The 14,124-nt window shown below is 69.9% G+C and carries 11 protein-coding genes; 4 read left to right on the top strand and 7 right to left on the bottom strand.

Translation table 11 applies throughout. The features are described from left to right. Positions 1–624 carry an energy transducer TonB gene (locus F0U63_RS02800; protein ID WP_395843406.1) on the bottom strand — a complete coding sequence of 208 codons (624 nt, stop codon included), beginning with the start codon at positions 622–624 and terminating at the stop codon, positions 1–3. A 75-nt stretch (positions 625–699) separates the two neighbouring features. On the opposite strand from F0U63_RS02800, the gene F0U63_RS02795 reads away from it, so the two are divergent. Next, positions 700–2,016, top strand: coding sequence for a hypothetical protein (locus tag F0U63_RS02795; protein WP_395843404.1), 1,317 nt, complete (start codon positions 700–702; stop codon positions 2,014–2,016). Between the two features lie 12 nt (positions 2,017–2,028). Here the strand turns inward: F0U63_RS02795 and F0U63_RS02790 are convergent, their stop codons facing one another. The 3 genes from F0U63_RS02790 to F0U63_RS02780 form a co-directional block, all read right to left on the bottom strand. Then, on the bottom strand, positions 2,029–3,408 hold the full coding sequence (locus tag F0U63_RS02790) for an MATE family efflux transporter (RefSeq protein ID WP_395843402.1): 1,380 nt from the start codon (positions 3,406–3,408) through the stop codon (positions 2,029–2,031). A gap of 65 nt (positions 3,409–3,473) precedes the next feature. Further along, positions 3,474–5,567, bottom strand: a complete 2,094-nt coding sequence (locus F0U63_RS02785) for a beta-propeller domain-containing protein (protein WP_395843400.1) — start codon at positions 5,565–5,567, stop codon at positions 3,474–3,476. A 188-nt stretch (positions 5,568–5,755) separates the two neighbouring features. After that, a complete protein-coding gene (locus tag F0U63_RS02780) occupies positions 5,756–7,570 on the bottom strand; it encodes an Hsp70 family protein (RefSeq protein WP_395843398.1) in 1,815 nt (604 codons plus the stop codon). A gap of 192 nt (positions 7,571–7,762) precedes the next feature. On the opposite strand from F0U63_RS02780, the gene atpH reads away from it, so the two are divergent. The 3 genes from atpH (at position 7,763) to atpA (ending at position 11,632) form a co-directional block, all read left to right on the top strand. Next, positions 7,763–8,308 (top strand): ATP synthase F1 subunit delta, encoded by a 546-nt coding sequence (atpH, locus tag F0U63_RS02775; protein WP_395843396.1) that lies wholly within the window; start codon positions 7,763–7,765, stop codon positions 8,306–8,308. A gap of 82 nt (positions 8,309–8,390) precedes the next feature. Further along, positions 8,391–9,908, top strand: coding sequence for an ATP-binding protein (locus F0U63_RS02770; RefSeq protein WP_395843394.1), 1,518 nt, complete (start codon positions 8,391–8,393; stop codon positions 9,906–9,908). A gap of 176 nt (positions 9,909–10,084) precedes the next feature. Beyond that, complete coding sequence (gene atpA, locus F0U63_RS02765; protein ID WP_395843392.1) at positions 10,085–11,632, top strand: F0F1 ATP synthase subunit alpha; 1,548 nt, start codon at positions 10,085–10,087, stop codon at positions 11,630–11,632. An 84-nt stretch (positions 11,633–11,716) separates the two neighbouring features. Here the strand turns inward: atpA and F0U63_RS02760 are convergent, their stop codons facing one another. The 3 genes from F0U63_RS02760 to F0U63_RS02750 form a co-directional block, all read right to left on the bottom strand. Further along, positions 11,717–12,043, bottom strand: coding sequence for a hypothetical protein (locus F0U63_RS02760; RefSeq protein ID WP_395843390.1), 327 nt, complete (start codon positions 12,041–12,043; stop codon positions 11,717–11,719). A 3-nt stretch (positions 12,044–12,046) separates the two neighbouring features. Further along, positions 12,047–13,009: a hypothetical protein gene (locus F0U63_RS02755; protein WP_395843389.1), complete on the bottom strand. Its 963-nt coding sequence runs from the start codon at positions 13,007–13,009 to the stop codon at positions 12,047–12,049. A gap of 65 nt (positions 13,010–13,074) precedes the next feature. Further along, positions 13,075–13,929 carry an HAD family hydrolase gene (locus tag F0U63_RS02750; protein ID WP_395848305.1) on the bottom strand — a complete coding sequence of 285 codons (855 nt, stop codon included), beginning with the start codon at positions 13,927–13,929 and terminating at the stop codon, positions 13,075–13,077. Between the last annotated feature and the right edge of the window lie 195 nt (positions 13,930–14,124).

The raw sequence follows: 14,124 nt of genomic DNA, 5'->3' as shown, positions 1-14,124 counted from the left end.
TCAGCTCGACGTGGGCACGCGGACGACGAAGGTGTAGTCCACATCGAGCGGCTTGCCCTGGGCTGTGGCGGGGGTGACGTGCCAGGTGGACAGGGCCTCGAGCAGTTCCTGATTCATGTAGGGCAGGCCATTGAGCAGCCGGCAATTCGTCACGCGGCCCTCGCGGGTCACCACACAGCGCACCAGCGCGGTGCCCCGCACGCGCTCGGCCTGGGCCTCCGGGGTGAGCCGGGGCTCCCGTCCGCTCACCCGCTGGGGCCGCGTCATCGCCGAGGGATCGAAGGCCACGGGCTCGCCCGACTCGAGCGACAGGCCGTCCGACTGAGGCCGCCTCGGCTCGGGCGCCCTCGCCGCCATGGAGGTCCTCGTCGCCGCCTTCGCCTCGGACGCGGGCCGGGCCGCGCGCTTCGAGGCCTTGGGGCGCTCGGCCTTCACCACGGGCTCCGGAGCCGGCGGGGGCTCGGGCGCCGGAGCCGGCTCGGCGATGGGCTCGGGCGCGGGAGTCACCGGGGCGATGGTCGCCCGAGAGGCCGTGGCACACCCGGTCCCCCCGAGGGAGACCACCGCGGCCAGCAGACAGAAGAGGGCAAGTCGAGACTTCAGGGAGAATGACGAGCCAGTCATGGCGTAATTTTACACCAAAACGAGCACCGTGCGATCACTCCTCCAAGCGCCGGTGAGAAACCGGAGGGCCGTGCCATGGTCCGGCGCATGAGTGCATCGACTTCTCGGGCGGGAAGAATCCTCGCCCTCATGCTGGTGGTAGGTGCGGCAGTCACCGCTGTGCTGGTGGGAGTCGGGAGGACATCGCCCGATCAGGCGCATGGGGCCACGTCCGCCGAGGCGCCCAAGTCCAGTCCCGAGGCCCCGCCCCGTGAGCAGGTGTTCATCTCCGGGTCGATGGTCAACCTGCGTGAGACGGCCTCCACGAAAGCCAACGTGGTCAAACAGGTGCCCATCGGGACCGGGTGCGCCGTCGAGGAGAAAGACGGCTCCGGCTGGTGGCGCATCCGCTGCGGTGACAGCCAGGGCTGGACGAAAGCCGAGTTGCTGTCGGCCGAGCGCCCCAAACTCGAGCCGATCCTGGCCCTGGCCGAGGACACCAAACGGCCCCTGAAGGAGCGCTTCGACGCGGCGCTGCGAGCCAGTGCGCTCGAGCCAGAGCACACCGGCGCGAGGGACCTCCTGCTGAATCTGTTCGCGGAGCAGGAGTGGGCGCAGCTTGAGCGCCTCCTCACCAGAGAGACCAAACAGCAACCGCAGATCCACGTCTCCGTGGCTTGTGAAGACGCGAGTTCGACGGAGGCCTGCATCAAGGGCATGCTCATGAGCGCACCGGAATCCCCCCCGTACCTCTTCAAGATGCATCACAGTGAGCGATTGGGGAGGAACGTGTTCGTGAACGCGGAGCTGCTCGGGTGGCCCAGCCCCGACAGGGTAAATCCGCTCGAGATCCTGGTCCGCACGGGAACGTTCGCGGACGACTCGGGGGATCTCGACGTCCAGGTGTTCGCGCAGAGCCGTTATGTCCCTCCCGATTCTCTGAAGAACGCGCTGGCGAAGCTCCCGGAGCCAACCGAGATGCAGGCGACGTTGTCGAAGCTCGACCTGGTGCTCTCCGAGGAGGAGGAGACGGCGATCCAGCAGTTGGTGGGGACTTGGCGCCAACCGACGCGGACATCGCAGGGGTTTGTGTTAGCTCCCGATTGCCGCGGGCACGAGAAGCTGAGGCTCCGTATCGAGATGACCGGGCACCATGTCTCGGTCTACTTCGAGGATGAGGATACCTTTGAACAAGACGTGGGTGGCGTCCAGCTCGCCAAGGATGGCTCGATCACGTTCAGAGTTTTGGATGGGGGTATGATCAGGCACAAGATCTCACCCGACGACAACCGCATGTCGCTTTGGACTTTGAACTGGACCGGGATGGGGGAGAACAGCCTCTTCGTGAACCCCAGCCATGTGGACGATTTCCCCGAGGTGAAGCCAGATCCCAAGGAGTGCGAGAATCTTTGAGCCAGCCCCAGGTCACCCTTCCATGGGGCGGAGGGTACCGGCGCTCTGGCGCTCGAAGCGCCACAGGAGCGCGAGGCCCACGAAGGTGAGACCCGCGCACAGGCCCCACCAGATGCCCACCACGCCCAGCTTCAGTCCGAAGCCGAGCCCCAGCGCCACGGGCAGGCCCACCGCGTAGTGCCCCACCACGTTGGCCAGGAAGGTGAAGCGCGTCTCGCCCGCGCCGCGCAGCACGCCCGCGCCCACGCCCTGCACGCCGTCGGACAACTGGAAGACGGCGCACACCATCAGCAGGGGCACCACGAGGGGCCGCACCTCGGGGGGCGTGCCCATGAGGTCCGCCAGTTGCGGAGCGAAGAGGGCGTAGCCCAGTCCGGCGAGCGCCATGAAGGCCGCGCCCGAGGCGAACGCCATCATCCCGCTGCGCCGGGCGCGCGGCGTATCCCGCGCCCCCACCGCCCAGCCCACCCGCACGCTGCCCGCGTTGCCGATGCCCAGCGCCATGGCGAAGGAGAGGCTGCCGTAGGAGATGGCGATCTGATGCGCGCTCATGCTCTCCGGGCTCACCCAGCGCGCGAGCACTCCCGCCAGGGAGAAGACGCCCACCTCCGCCGCGAGGTGCAGGCCGATGGGCACGCCCACGCGCAGCGCCTGGAGGATGTCCGCGCGCACCGGACGCACCCAGCCCGGCCCCGCCGCGCCCGGAGTCATCCGCACCGCCCACGCGACGATGGCCCACTGCACGAGCGTCGCCAGCAGCGTGGCGAGCGCCGAGCCCTTCACGCCCAGGGCGGGCATCGCGCGCAGGGGCCCGAGGAAGGAGGGCAACCCCTCGCCGCCGAAGACGAAGAGGACGTTGGCCGCGAGGTTGAACACGTTGGCCACCACGGTGGACACCACCAGGACGTGGGGCCGCCCCACCCCCTGGAGGTAGGCCCGGGCGGTGATGAAGAGCAGCACCAGCGGCAGGCTGGGCGCGCGCCAGGTGAGGTAGTCCCGAACCTCGGGCAGCTCCGGGAAGCTCACGCCCACGAGCGGCAGCAGCCGCGGCCCCACCACCAGGGGCACCGCCAGCACGGTGCCGACGATCAGCGCCAGGTAGCTGCCCTGCCAGAAGAGCACCCGCGCGCGGGAGAGGTTGCGCGCGCCGATGGCCTGGGACACCAGCGGATCCAACCCCATCATCAACCCCATGGCGAAGCTGCTCAGGGCGAAGAAGATGGAGGAGGACAGCCCCACCGCCGCCAGCGCCTGGGTGCCCGCGCGGCTCACCACCGCCGTGTCCACGAAGCCCATGAGGTGCTGACCCGCCTGGGCGATGGCGATGGGCAGGGCGAGCTTCCAGAGTTGCAGGAGTTCCTCGCGGCGGCTGGGAAGGGGAGCGGACGTCATGGCAGCGGGGCCCTTATCACGGCCCGGCACGCTCGGCGCACGCTCCCCTGCCCCAACGCCGTGCGTCAGTACGGGGCGGCGGGCTGGAAGGGCGCCGTGGCCAGCGGAGTGGAGAGCTGGTTCACGTGGGACACGCGCACACCCGCGTCCGAGATGGCGTACACGTAGTCATCCGCCATCACGCTGCGGCGCACGTAGGGCTGGTACCAGGGGTTCCACCGGCTGGTGTCGTGGGTGCGGTACACGTCGCGCATGGAGAGCGAGCCCAGGGGCGTGAAACCCGTGGCCGTATCCACGCGGAAGACGCGCAGGTCGCTCACGAAGTAGTCCCAGTAGTAGCCGGAGGAGGACGAGGCCCAGTCGGTGAAGGGAATGGCCAGCAGGCCCTTGGCCGCGAAGAAGTTGAAGGCCTTGTGATCATAGAGCGCCTCGCTCCAGCTGCTGGGCGAGCCCACCAGCTGCGTGAAGGCCTCGCGGGGGTGGGCGAGGTCGGACACATCGAAGAGCGACAGCTTGAGCGAGCGCGAGCGCCAGTCGCCGTTCTCCGCCATCTGCACGCCCAGGGTCAGCAGGTGCGAGTCGCCCAGCGGGTGGATGTACGTGGAGAAGCCCGGCACCTTGAGCTCGCCCACCTTGCGCGGGCGCGCCGGGTCCGAGAGATCGAAGGTGAAGAGCGGATCCACTTGGCGGAACGTCACCACGTAGCCCTTGTTGCCCAGGAAGCGCGCGCTGTAGATGCGCTCGCCCTTGGCGAGATCCTCGCTGCGTCCCAACACCTTGAGCCGGTTGCCGTCCTGGCGCAGGGTGGAGACGCGGTTGGTCGTCTCGGTGCGTCCCCAGGGGTTGCCGGCCTCCGGCACCCGCCAGGAAATGGTGGTGGCCGCGCGCAGCACGCCCTCGTGCTCGTCCAGGCTGAACTGGTCCAGCAGGTGGCCCTCCAGGGTGCCGCTGGCCACGTAGCGGGCGCGTCCCGGCTGCTCCAGGTCGAGCTTGTGGACGTAGGTGTAGTCCCGCTGCCCCGGCTCCCACCACCACCACCAGTGCCGCGCGGTGAGGTAGAGCGCGCCGCCATTGGCGTAGAGCATGTCCGGCTGGGCCACCAGGGTGGTGCGTCCGGGCGCCTGCGTCACCGCCGCGTCCAGGTCGATCGAGGCCACGGTGACGTAGCCGAGCTGCGAGGGCGCGTTCGTCCTGTGGAAGTCGCGGCAGTCCTGGGCCACCGGCACCCGGGTGCCATCCGGCTGCTTGAAGTACCCCTCCCGCCTCCAGTCCGACAGGGAGCGCGCGCGGATGAGCTGCTCGTTGGTGTCCTTGAGCGCGTCGATCTCCCGCTCCAGCCGCGGCGTGTCATTCCACAGCCCCGGCTCGTAGTCGGGGTACCAGCGCATCCCGGCGGGCCAGGCGAAGGACTCGTTCAACACCAGGCGCACCGAGCCGCCCGACAGCCGCGCGTCGTGGTAGCCGCCGGGCAGATACAACTCGCCCGTCACCTGGGGCGCGGACAGCTGGGACACGTCCACCGTGGTGACCTTGGTGGAGGCAATCCCACCGGCCACGCAGAGCGACAGGTAGCCGCACCCGACCGACGAGTCACTCGCGCTCCCGGTTCCCGACGGGTTCGTATACACCTCGGAGAAGACGACCACCTTGTCGCCGTGCAGGAACATCTGCCGGGGCCAGCCCTCGATGGGGACAAAGGACTCGGTGTGCAACGACTCGGCGGGCCAGGAGCGGTGGACATAGAGCTTCTGTCCGGAGAGGACGAAGAGGCGCGTGCCGTCGTTCTTCACGAAGTCCGCCTCGTCCACGCCGGTCACCTGGTTGTTGGTGCCCGTGTAGCTGCCCGGCGAGCCCGGCGGGGCGCCCGCACCGGAGTCGGAGTTCGGGGCGGTGGGAGACGCCACGTCATCCATGGGCACGCCGCCCCCCCGGCCCTGCCAGTAGGAGGGCTTGGAGCGCTCCATCGAGGCGCGCATGTCGAGCACCGCGGCGTCCTCGATATAGGACTCGAGCCCCTCACAGCTCTCGAAGGCCTCGAGTCTCGCCGACATCTGCACGGGCTGGTTCTCCGGGAGACCCCGTGAGTTGGAGCACCCCACGAGGCCCATCAGCGCGAGAACCACCCCAGCTTGTTTGTTTGGATGTTTGTTTGAATGCATGACCCAGACTCCTCGCAATGTGTTTTCCGGCCGGGGCGCGTATTGCCACGCGTGTGCCAGCGCGGAGTGCGCGCCGGGTGTCTGGGATTCCAAGGGGTTGGCGCGGCGCACGCGGAGGCGGGGCCCTCGGAAAACCGAGACCCGGTGGAAAGGGTGGGCCAGAAAACCGCCAGCGCGCGCGCCGCCGCCTAGCGTCCCGCAAGGAGTTGGGTGAGCTGACGGGCCACCTGGGCGCACTGCTCGGCGTCCTGGGCCTGGAGGGCGGCGTGCCCCGACTCCAGGAGCGAGCGCACGTTGGCCACCGCCGCCTGGGCCTGCTCGCCGGGGTTGTCCTCGGCGGTGTGCTGCAGGAGCCGGGCGAGCTTCTCCCCCCGCTCCAGCAGCTTGCGGAACTTGTCCTCGGACTTGCGCGCGTCCTGCTGGGCCTGCTTCTGCGCGTACGCGGCCTGCTCCTTGCCGAGCCGGTCGGCCTCCTTGGCCGGCAGGTGGGGGCGCGCCTCCATGCGCACCTCCTCGCTCAGGCCCGATTGCAGGTCCACGGCGCGCACCGAGAGCAGCCCCTCGTTGGACAGCTCGAAGGTGACCTCCAGGGACGTGTCCGCGCGCGAGCCCGCCTGGAGGTTGCGCAGCACGACCTCGCCGAGCTTGCGGTTCTCGTCCTGCAGGTCGCTCTCGCCCTGGTACACGGGGATGCGCGCCTCGGTCTGCCCATGGCGGCCGGGGTGGAAGATCTCCTTGGCCACCACGGGCACCGAGCGGTTGCGGGGGATGAGGCGCCGCACCTTGCCGCCCAGCACCCCCACGCCCAGCGAGTTGCTCACCACGTCGAGCAGCAGCGCCGCGCCGGACTGGCGCGCCAGCTCGTCGGCCTGGATGGCCGCGCCGAGCGCCACCGCCTCGTCCGGGTTGACCTCGGTAGAGGGGGGCTTGCCGAAGAAGTCCGTCACGAGCTGGCGGATGAGGGGCACGCGCGTCATGCCGCCCACGAGCAGCACCGTGTCCACCGCCGAGGGCTCCAGGCCCGCGTCCTTCATCACCGAGCGGCACACCGCCAGACAACGCTCGGAGAGCGGCTCGCACAGCTGATTGAAATAGGAGCGCGTGAGCACGGTCTCCAACCCCGTCAGCTTGCGCGCCGACTGCGACTGATCCCCCAGGCCCGCCAGCGAGATGAGCGTCTCCTCGTACTCGGACAGCTCGCGCTTGGCCTGTTCGGCGGCCACCTTCAGCTTGTGCTGGGACACCACGTCGCGCTGCACGCTCTCACGCAGGGGCTCGTCGATCTGCGACAGCAACCAGTCGACGATCTTCAGGTCGAAGTCCTCGCCGCCCAGCGCCGAGTCGCCCCCGGTGGCCTTGACCTCGTAGACGCCGTCGGTGACCTCCAGCACGGTCACGTCGAAGGTGCCACCGCCCAGGTCGAAGACGAGCGCGTGGCCCTGGAAGCCCCGCGACAGACCATAGGCGAGCGCCGCGGCGGTGGGCTCGTTGATGAGGCGCAGCACGTCCAGCCCGGCGATGGCGGCGGCCTCGCGCGTGGCCTGCCGCTGCCCGTCGTCGAAGTTGGCCGGAACGGTGATGACGCACCGGCTCGTCTCGCGTCCGAAGTAGGCCTCGGCATCCAGCTTCAGCTCGCCGAGGATCATCGCCGACACCTGGGTGACGGGCACGGTGCGCCCGGCCACCTTCACGCGCACGTCCCCGGTGGTGCCGCCCAGGATGGGATAGGGCACCACCGAGCGCGCCGCCTGGACGAGCTCCGGGGTGAAGCGCCGCCCGATGAAGCGCTTGGTGGCCCACACCACGCAGTCCGGGTGCTCCGAGGCGAGCGCCTGGGCGGGAGCGCCCACCACGCGCTCGGTCGTGTTCGGGGTGAAGCCCACGACGGAAGGCGTCAGGCGCCCTCCGACACGCGAGGGAATGACACGGGGCCGTCCCTCCTCCACGGTGGCCACCACGCTGTTGGTGGTGCCCAGGTCGATACCGATGATGGGGTCACGCATGGAGGGAAACCAGGGTCCGGAGGGCAATTCCGTACGGTCATGATACGCCGGGAAAGCCGGACGCTGGCGCGCCTCTTTCACCGCTTCACCCGGCGTGCGGCCGGGGGGCGCAGGAGAACTAATGGCTCGCTCCGGACGGAGGATGCGCGAGGCATTGCCCAGAAAGGAGGGGCGTGCTAAGCGCGCCGCGCCATGGTGAACGTGTCTATTGCCCGCCGCTACGCCCGTGCCCTCCTCGACGTCGCCACCGAGACGGGGCGCGCCGACGCCGTGTCCGAGCAGGTCTCGACCTTCGCCAGACTGGTGGCCGACAACCGGGAGCTGGCGGACATCCTCCTCAATCCGGCCTACAGCCGCGAGCAGCGCCTGAGCGTGATCGAGGCGCTCATCAAGGCCTCTGGCACCCTGGAGCCCGCGCTGGTCAACACCCTGCGCCTGCTGGTGGACCGCAACCGGCTCGCCTACCTGCCGGACATCGCCCGGCTCTACCGCGACATGGCCGATGCCCAGGCGGGCCGCCTGCGGGGCCACGTCACCAGCGCCATCCCCCTGTCCAAGGACACCCTCCAGAAGCTCTCGGGCACCCTGCAGGGCCTGACCCAGCGCAACGTGGTGCTCGAGCCCCGGGTGGATCCCAACGTGCTCGGTGGAGTCGCCGCCCAGGTGGGCAGCATCCTCTATGACGGCACCCTGCGCACCCAGCTCGAGCAGATGCGCCGCGAGCTGAAGCAGCGCTGAGCACCCTCCCTGGAAAGTCGCGCTGTCCGCTCGCGCGCATTTCCCAGCAAGCCCGGTATTCCCAGCGCCTCCGGGAACGGCTATGGTGGGGTCACGGGCCCGGCCCGTGACCCTTCCGATCATGGCGCAGCCCGTCCTCCACCGTTCTCACGCCGGTTTACTGGCGACCTCCCCAGCCGAGGAGCTCTTGCCCTGTCTGGGTGCATTGCTCCAATCCACGGGGTTGGCTCTGGCCTGCGTGGATCGGGACTCCCGCTTCCACTTCGTCAGCACCGCCCTCATTGCCCTGAGCGGGCTGCCTGGCGCCTCGTATGAAGGCCGCACGGTGGCGGAGGTCTGGCCGGGGCTCGCGCCGGCGCTGATGCCCCTGCTCCAGCGAGCACAGGCGGGTGAGGCCCTCCAGGGCTCGCGGGTGTCCGGCACGTTCGGGAACACCCCGGGCAACGTCCGCCACTTCCGGCTCTCCCTGTTTCCGGCTCCCGCGGGTGCGTCGCGTCCGAGCGTGAGCCTGATGCTCGAGGACGACACGGAGCGGGTGAACCGGGAGCTCTCCCTGCGCGAGAGCGAGGAGCGCCTGCGCAACCTCGTCGCCGTTTCCTGTGATGGCTACTGCCTGCACGAGAACGGCATCATCCTCGAGACGAGCCCGGCCCTGGCCCAGCTCCTGGGCACCACCCCCGAGGACATGGCGGGCCAGTCGCTCATGCGGTGGATCGCCCCCGAGTCGCGCGAGACCGTGCAGCGCGCCATGACGCGGCGGGTGGAGGCACCCTACGAGGCGACGGGCATGCGCGCCGACGGCAAGCGGCTGTTCCTGGAGCTGCTGGCCCGACAGGTGGAGCATGGCAGCCGCTCGGTGCGCATGGCGGCCGTCTGGGACATCAGCGCGCGCAAGGCGACCGAGGAGGCCGCGGCCCGCGCCGACACCTTCCGCGAGCAGTTGCTGGGCGTGGTGGGGCATGATCTGCGCACCCCGCTGCATGCCATCCAGCTGAGCGTGGGGGCCCTGCAGCGCGGGGGCGAGCTGAACGAGAACCAGGCCCGGCAGGTGACGCACGTGGCCACCGCCACCCGGCGCATGGAGCGGATGATCCACGAGTTGCTGGATTACACCCGCGCGCGGCTCGCGGGGGGCATCCCCGTGCGCCCCACGCCCTTCGCCCTGGACAAGCTCCTGGAGCGGGTGATGGATCAATTCCAGGTGTCGCACCCTACCCGCCTCATCGTCTCCAAGGTGGAAGGCGACCTGGTGGGCACCTGGGACGAGACCCGGCTCGGCCAGTTGCTGGACAACCTGGTGGGCAACGCCCTGCAACACAGCCCCGAGGACACCCCGGTGGAGGTGCGCCTGGAGGGCAAGGCGGACGGCATCAACCTGTCGGTGCGCAACGAGGGGGCGCCCGTGCCCCTGGAGGAGCGCGCCACCCTCTTCGAGCCCTTCAAGCGGGGCAAGCGCGCCAATGGCGATGGGCTGGGCCTGGGCCTGTACATCGTCCGGCAGATCGCCTCGGCGCACGGGGGCCGCATCTCGGTGGAGTCCGGAACGGGCCTCGGCACGCGCTTCGTCGTCTGGCTGCCGCGTCACGCTCCTGGCTGCTGAACCCCGTCAGCGGCGAGTCCGTGGCTTAAGGGCCCGATGATCCCCTGTTTCCGAGAGCCCCCATGCGCGTTGCGGTGGGCCGGGAACGCGTGTTAAGGGCCCCCCCAACGACGACTTTCAGGTAGCCCCCCCTCCGGCGGCCCCTCGCACGTGCCGCCCCGTGCCAAGGACTCAAGATGGAAATCCGCGCCGACGAGATCAGCAGAATCATCCGGGAGCAGATCAAGGACTATGGCAAGAAGGTCACCGTCTCCGAGACCGGAACGGTGCTGTCGGTGGGCGACGGTATCGCCCGCATCTACGGCCTGGAGGGCGTGCTCTCGGGCGAGCTGGTGGAGTTCTCCAACGGGGTGAAGGGCCTGGTGCTCAACCTCGAGGAGGACAACGTCGGTGTCGCCATCATGGGCGACTTCAAGGACATCCGCGAGGGCGACACGGTCAAGCGCACCGCGCAGATCGCCTCGGTGCCCGTGGGCAAGGGCCTCTTGGGCCGCGTGGTGAACCCGCTGGGCGAGCCGGTGGACGGCAAGGGCCCCATCACCGCCACCGAGACGCGCAAGCTGGAGGTGAAGGCCCCCGGCATCGTCAAGCGCAAGAGCGTGCACGAGCCCCTGCAGACGGGCATCAAGGCCCTGGACGCCCTGGTGCCGATCGGCCGCGGCCAGCGCGAGCTCATCATCGGTGACCGTCAGACGGGCAAGACGGCCGTCGCCATCGACGCCATCATCAACCAGAAGGGCCTCAACGTCTTCTGCGTGTACGTGGCCATTGGCCAGAAGCAGTCCACCGTGGCCCAGGTGGTGGAGAAGCTCACCCGCGCGGGCGCCATGGAGTACACCGTGGTGGTGACGGCCAACGCCTCCGACCCGGCCCCCATGCAGTTCTTCGCCCCGTACGCGGGCGTGGCCATCGGCGAGTACTTCCGCGACAACAAGATGCACTCGCTCATCGTGTACGACGACCTGTCCAAGCAGGCCGTGGCGTACCGCCAGCTCTCGCTGCTCCTGCGCCGTCCGCCGGGCCGCGAGGCGTACCCGGGCGACGTGTTCTTCATCCACAGCCGCCTGCTCGAGCGCGCCGCCAAGCTGTCGGACGCCGAGGGCGCGGGCTCCCTCACCGCCCTGCCCATCATCGAGACGCAGGCCGGTGACGTGTCCGCCTACATCCCGACGAACGTCATCTCCATCACCGACGGGCAGATCTTCCTCGAGACGGACCTGTTCTTCGCCGGTGTGCGCCCCGCCATCAACGTGGGTCTCTCCGTGTCGCGCGTGGGCAGCGCCGCGCAGATCAAGGCCATGAAGCAGGTGGCCGGCACGCTCAAGCTGGACCTGGCCCAGTACCGCGAGCTGGCGGCCTTCGCCCAGTTCGGCTCGGACCTCGACAAGGCCACCCAGGACACGCTGGCGCGCGGCGCCCGCCTCGTGGAGGTGCTCAAGCAGGGCCAGTACGAGCCCATGCCCGTCGAGAAGCAGGTCATGCAGATCTACGCCGCCACCAACCGCGACGACCCGAACAAGCGCGGGTGGATCCGCCAGGTGCCCGTGAGCGACGTGGTGCGCTGGATGAAGGAGTTCCTCGAGTTCACCGACAGCCGCCACCCGCAGGTCGCCAAGGACATCCTCGCCAAGCGCGAGCTGACGGCCGACATCAAGACCGCGCTGAACAAGGCCATCACCGAGTTCAACGAGCTGTTCCAGGCCACCCCGGGCGCCAAGGTCTGACCCAGGCCCCACCCCGGTGAAGTCCCGCCCCGCCCCGCGCTCCCTCTCTGGGAACGCGGGGCTCGGCGTTTCAGGGGCTCCGCTTCAGGCGATGACCTTGCCCGCCACCGCGAGCGCCTGATCCAGGTAGCCGGCGAGCTCGCCCAGGCGCTCCACCACCTGGGTGGCCTGCTTCACGTCCTGGGCGGCGCGGGACAACTCCTGGTTGGTGTCACTCAGGGAGGCGCTGGCCTTCTGGAACTCGGCCGAGGCCGCGTCGAAGCGCGCGCCAAGCAGCCGCATCAACAACTCGCGCAGGCGCTTGCCGTGGGCGAGGTACTCGGCGCGCGTCGCGGGCGGCACGGCGCCACTCATGGACAGGTCGAAACAGCGCTCGACGAGCTGGGTCAGCGTCTGGGTATCGAAGTACATGGCTCACTCCCGGGGCGGCGCGTGGATGGCCTGGACGGCGGCGGCGGCGATGCGCACCCGGCCCTGGAAGGCCTGCATCGCGCCGGACAGCTCCTCGAACGACTTCACCTCGCGCCCCGCGCGGGCGAAGCGCAACAGGGCCTCGTGCGCGTCGCGCAGCGCCCGCGCCAGCTCCACCGGGTGCGCCACCACCAGGGCCTCGTAGACGGTGGAGGCCTCGCGGATGTCCTCGAGCACCGCCCGGCGCTCGGCCAGCGAGAGCTTGTCGCGCTGCAGGTTGTAGAACATCACCCGCGAGGACAGGGCCTGCTTGGCCCCCGTGAGACGCTGGGGCCCGAGCACCTCCACCAGGTCCGCCTCGAGCAGGTCCAACAGCGCCCCCACCGCCGGAGCCCCCTGCTCCAGGCCCTTCTGGAGCGCCTGGGCCTGCTGGTGCTCCACGTAGAGCGAGGTCACCACGCCCACCAGCGCGGTCACCGGGGCCACGTAGCGGCTGGCGGTGGCATCCCCCCGGCCCGCCAGCGTCTCCATCCGCGCGCCCAACGAGCCCAACTGCTTGCCCAGCACCTGCGCGCCCTCGGGCAGCTTGCCCGCGTCCTCGGCGCCCGCCAGCGTCGCCAGCCGCTCGGCGTACACCCCCAGCAGGGCGATGGCGTCCATGCGCGCCTGGATGGACTCGGGCGAGAAGAGCTTGCCCACCAGGGGCGTGGGCTGGCCGGCCGCATCGGTGGCGAGCACTTCCAGCCCCGTGTCGTACAGGCGCTCGTCGAGGTAGAGGTCGCGCTCGAACCGGTTGAGCTCCGCGTAGTACGTGCCCAGGGCGGTGCTCGCCGCGGTGTTGCCCTCCTGGAAGAGGGCCACGGGCTCACGGAAGCTGCCCGGCGTCTTGCAGCCCGGCCCCAACGCCAGCGCCAGCGCCAGCATCCCCCCCGGCAACGCCCGGGTCCTGCCTCGCATGCGATTCATCGGCTCCCCCTGGAGACGGTGTGGCGGATGTCTCCGGCCCACCAGCCTAGCGCGATGAGGTGACTTCAGCCCACCACGCGCGGGAGGATGGCGCGCAGGCTCGGATCCATGCCGCCCCTGTCCCCGAGCGCGAGGATGGCCCGGCGCTCGTACTCCAACGCGTTGTGGCGCGTCACGAACTGCACCTGGGCGCCCAGGGCCGCGGGCATCGCCAGGTCCAACTCGAAGATGTCGCCCGCCACCAGCGTCGTCTCCGGGGTGGTGCCCGTGTCGCGCCAGATGCGGCGCAGCGCCTCATAATAGTGGCCCCGGCGCAGATGGATGGGCCGCTTCAGGGCCCCCTCCACCCGCGTCGTCTCGGGCAGGGCGCCAAAGCGCGCGTCCGGCTCCGCAGGCGGCTCGACGAGGAACTTGCGCGCATCCCCCGACACCCGCAGGCGCTCGCGGCCCCGGGGCGCCAGCTTCGTGAGCTTGGCCTCCACCGTGTCCGTGTGCGCATTGGTCACCACGTGCACCGGCAGCCCCGTGTCCAGCAGCGCCTCCAGCACCTCCTTGGCCTCGGGCTTGAAGGCCACCCCCGCCAGCACGTAGGCCTCGCGGTAGAGCACGTTGAGCAGCTCCGCCCGCTCGGCCAGGTCCGGCAGCACCCCGAGCCGGTCACACAACCGCCGCGCCACGAAGTTGCTCAGCAGGTAGGGGTCCGCGATGGCCGGCGCCACCACCCGCCCCGCCACCTCCCAGCCGGGCTCCTCGGAGCTGTGCAACACCCGCTCCTCCTCCTCCTCCCACCCCGCCTCCACCACGTTCCGGCCGAGCACTTCCGACAGGCGCCGACGGAAGTGCTCGACGTACGGGGCCCCCTCGGCCACCACGTCCGTGAACGTCCCATCGAAGTCCAACACCACGCACCGGATCGCCATCGTCGCCATGCCCTCCCTGTCGAGCCGGGCAGTGTGCAACAGGAGCCCTTTCCTTTGGAACGCACCCCGGGCGAGGGCATGTCAGACCCCCCCTGTACATCCGTGGACGTTGGCGCGCGACACGCCAGCTGCCCCGTGAGCCCCCTGGGAGGAGCTCCGGTGCACCTCGAAGTACCGCTGCACGTCCGCCCGCTC

This window comes from Cystobacter fuscus (genome assembly GCF_044360685.1).
Lineage (GTDB): Bacteria > Myxococcota > Myxococcia > Myxococcales > Myxococcaceae > Cystobacter > Cystobacter fuscus_C.
Note: the sequence above shows the minus strand (reverse complement) of the source record. Positions and strands in the feature narration are given on the sequence as shown.

Coding starts and splice junctions, on each gene's coding strand:
- F0U63_RS02800 (WP_395843406.1), bottom strand. CDS start 624: ATGACTGGCTCGTCATTCTCCCTGAAGTCTCGACTTGCCCTCTTCTGT.
- F0U63_RS02795 (WP_395843404.1), top strand. CDS start 700: ATGGTCCGGCGCATGAGTGCATCGACTTCTCGGGCGGGAAGAATCCTC.
- F0U63_RS02790 (WP_395843402.1), bottom strand. CDS start 3,408: ATGACGTCCGCTCCCCTTCCCAGCCGCCGCGAGGAACTCCTGCAACTC.
- F0U63_RS02785 (WP_395843400.1), bottom strand. CDS start 5,567: ATGCATTCAAACAAACATCCAAACAAACAAGCTGGGGTGGTTCTCGCG.
- F0U63_RS02780 (WP_395843398.1), bottom strand. CDS start 7,570: ATGCGTGACCCCATCATCGGTATCGACCTGGGCACCACCAACAGCGTG.
- atpH (WP_395843396.1), top strand. CDS start 7,763: ATGGTGAACGTGTCTATTGCCCGCCGCTACGCCCGTGCCCTCCTCGAC.
- F0U63_RS02770 (WP_395843394.1), top strand. CDS start 8,391: ATGGTGGGGTCACGGGCCCGGCCCGTGACCCTTCCGATCATGGCGCAG.
- atpA (WP_395843392.1), top strand. CDS start 10,085: ATGGAAATCCGCGCCGACGAGATCAGCAGAATCATCCGGGAGCAGATC.
- F0U63_RS02760 (WP_395843390.1), bottom strand. CDS start 12,043: ATGTACTTCGATACCCAGACGCTGACCCAGCTCGTCGAGCGCTGTTTC.
- F0U63_RS02755 (WP_395843389.1), bottom strand. CDS start 13,009: ATGAATCGCATGCGAGGCAGGACCCGGGCGTTGCCGGGGGGGATGCTG.
- F0U63_RS02750 (WP_395848305.1), bottom strand. CDS start 13,929: ATGGCGATCCGGTGCGTGGTGTTGGACTTCGATGGGACGTTCACGGAC.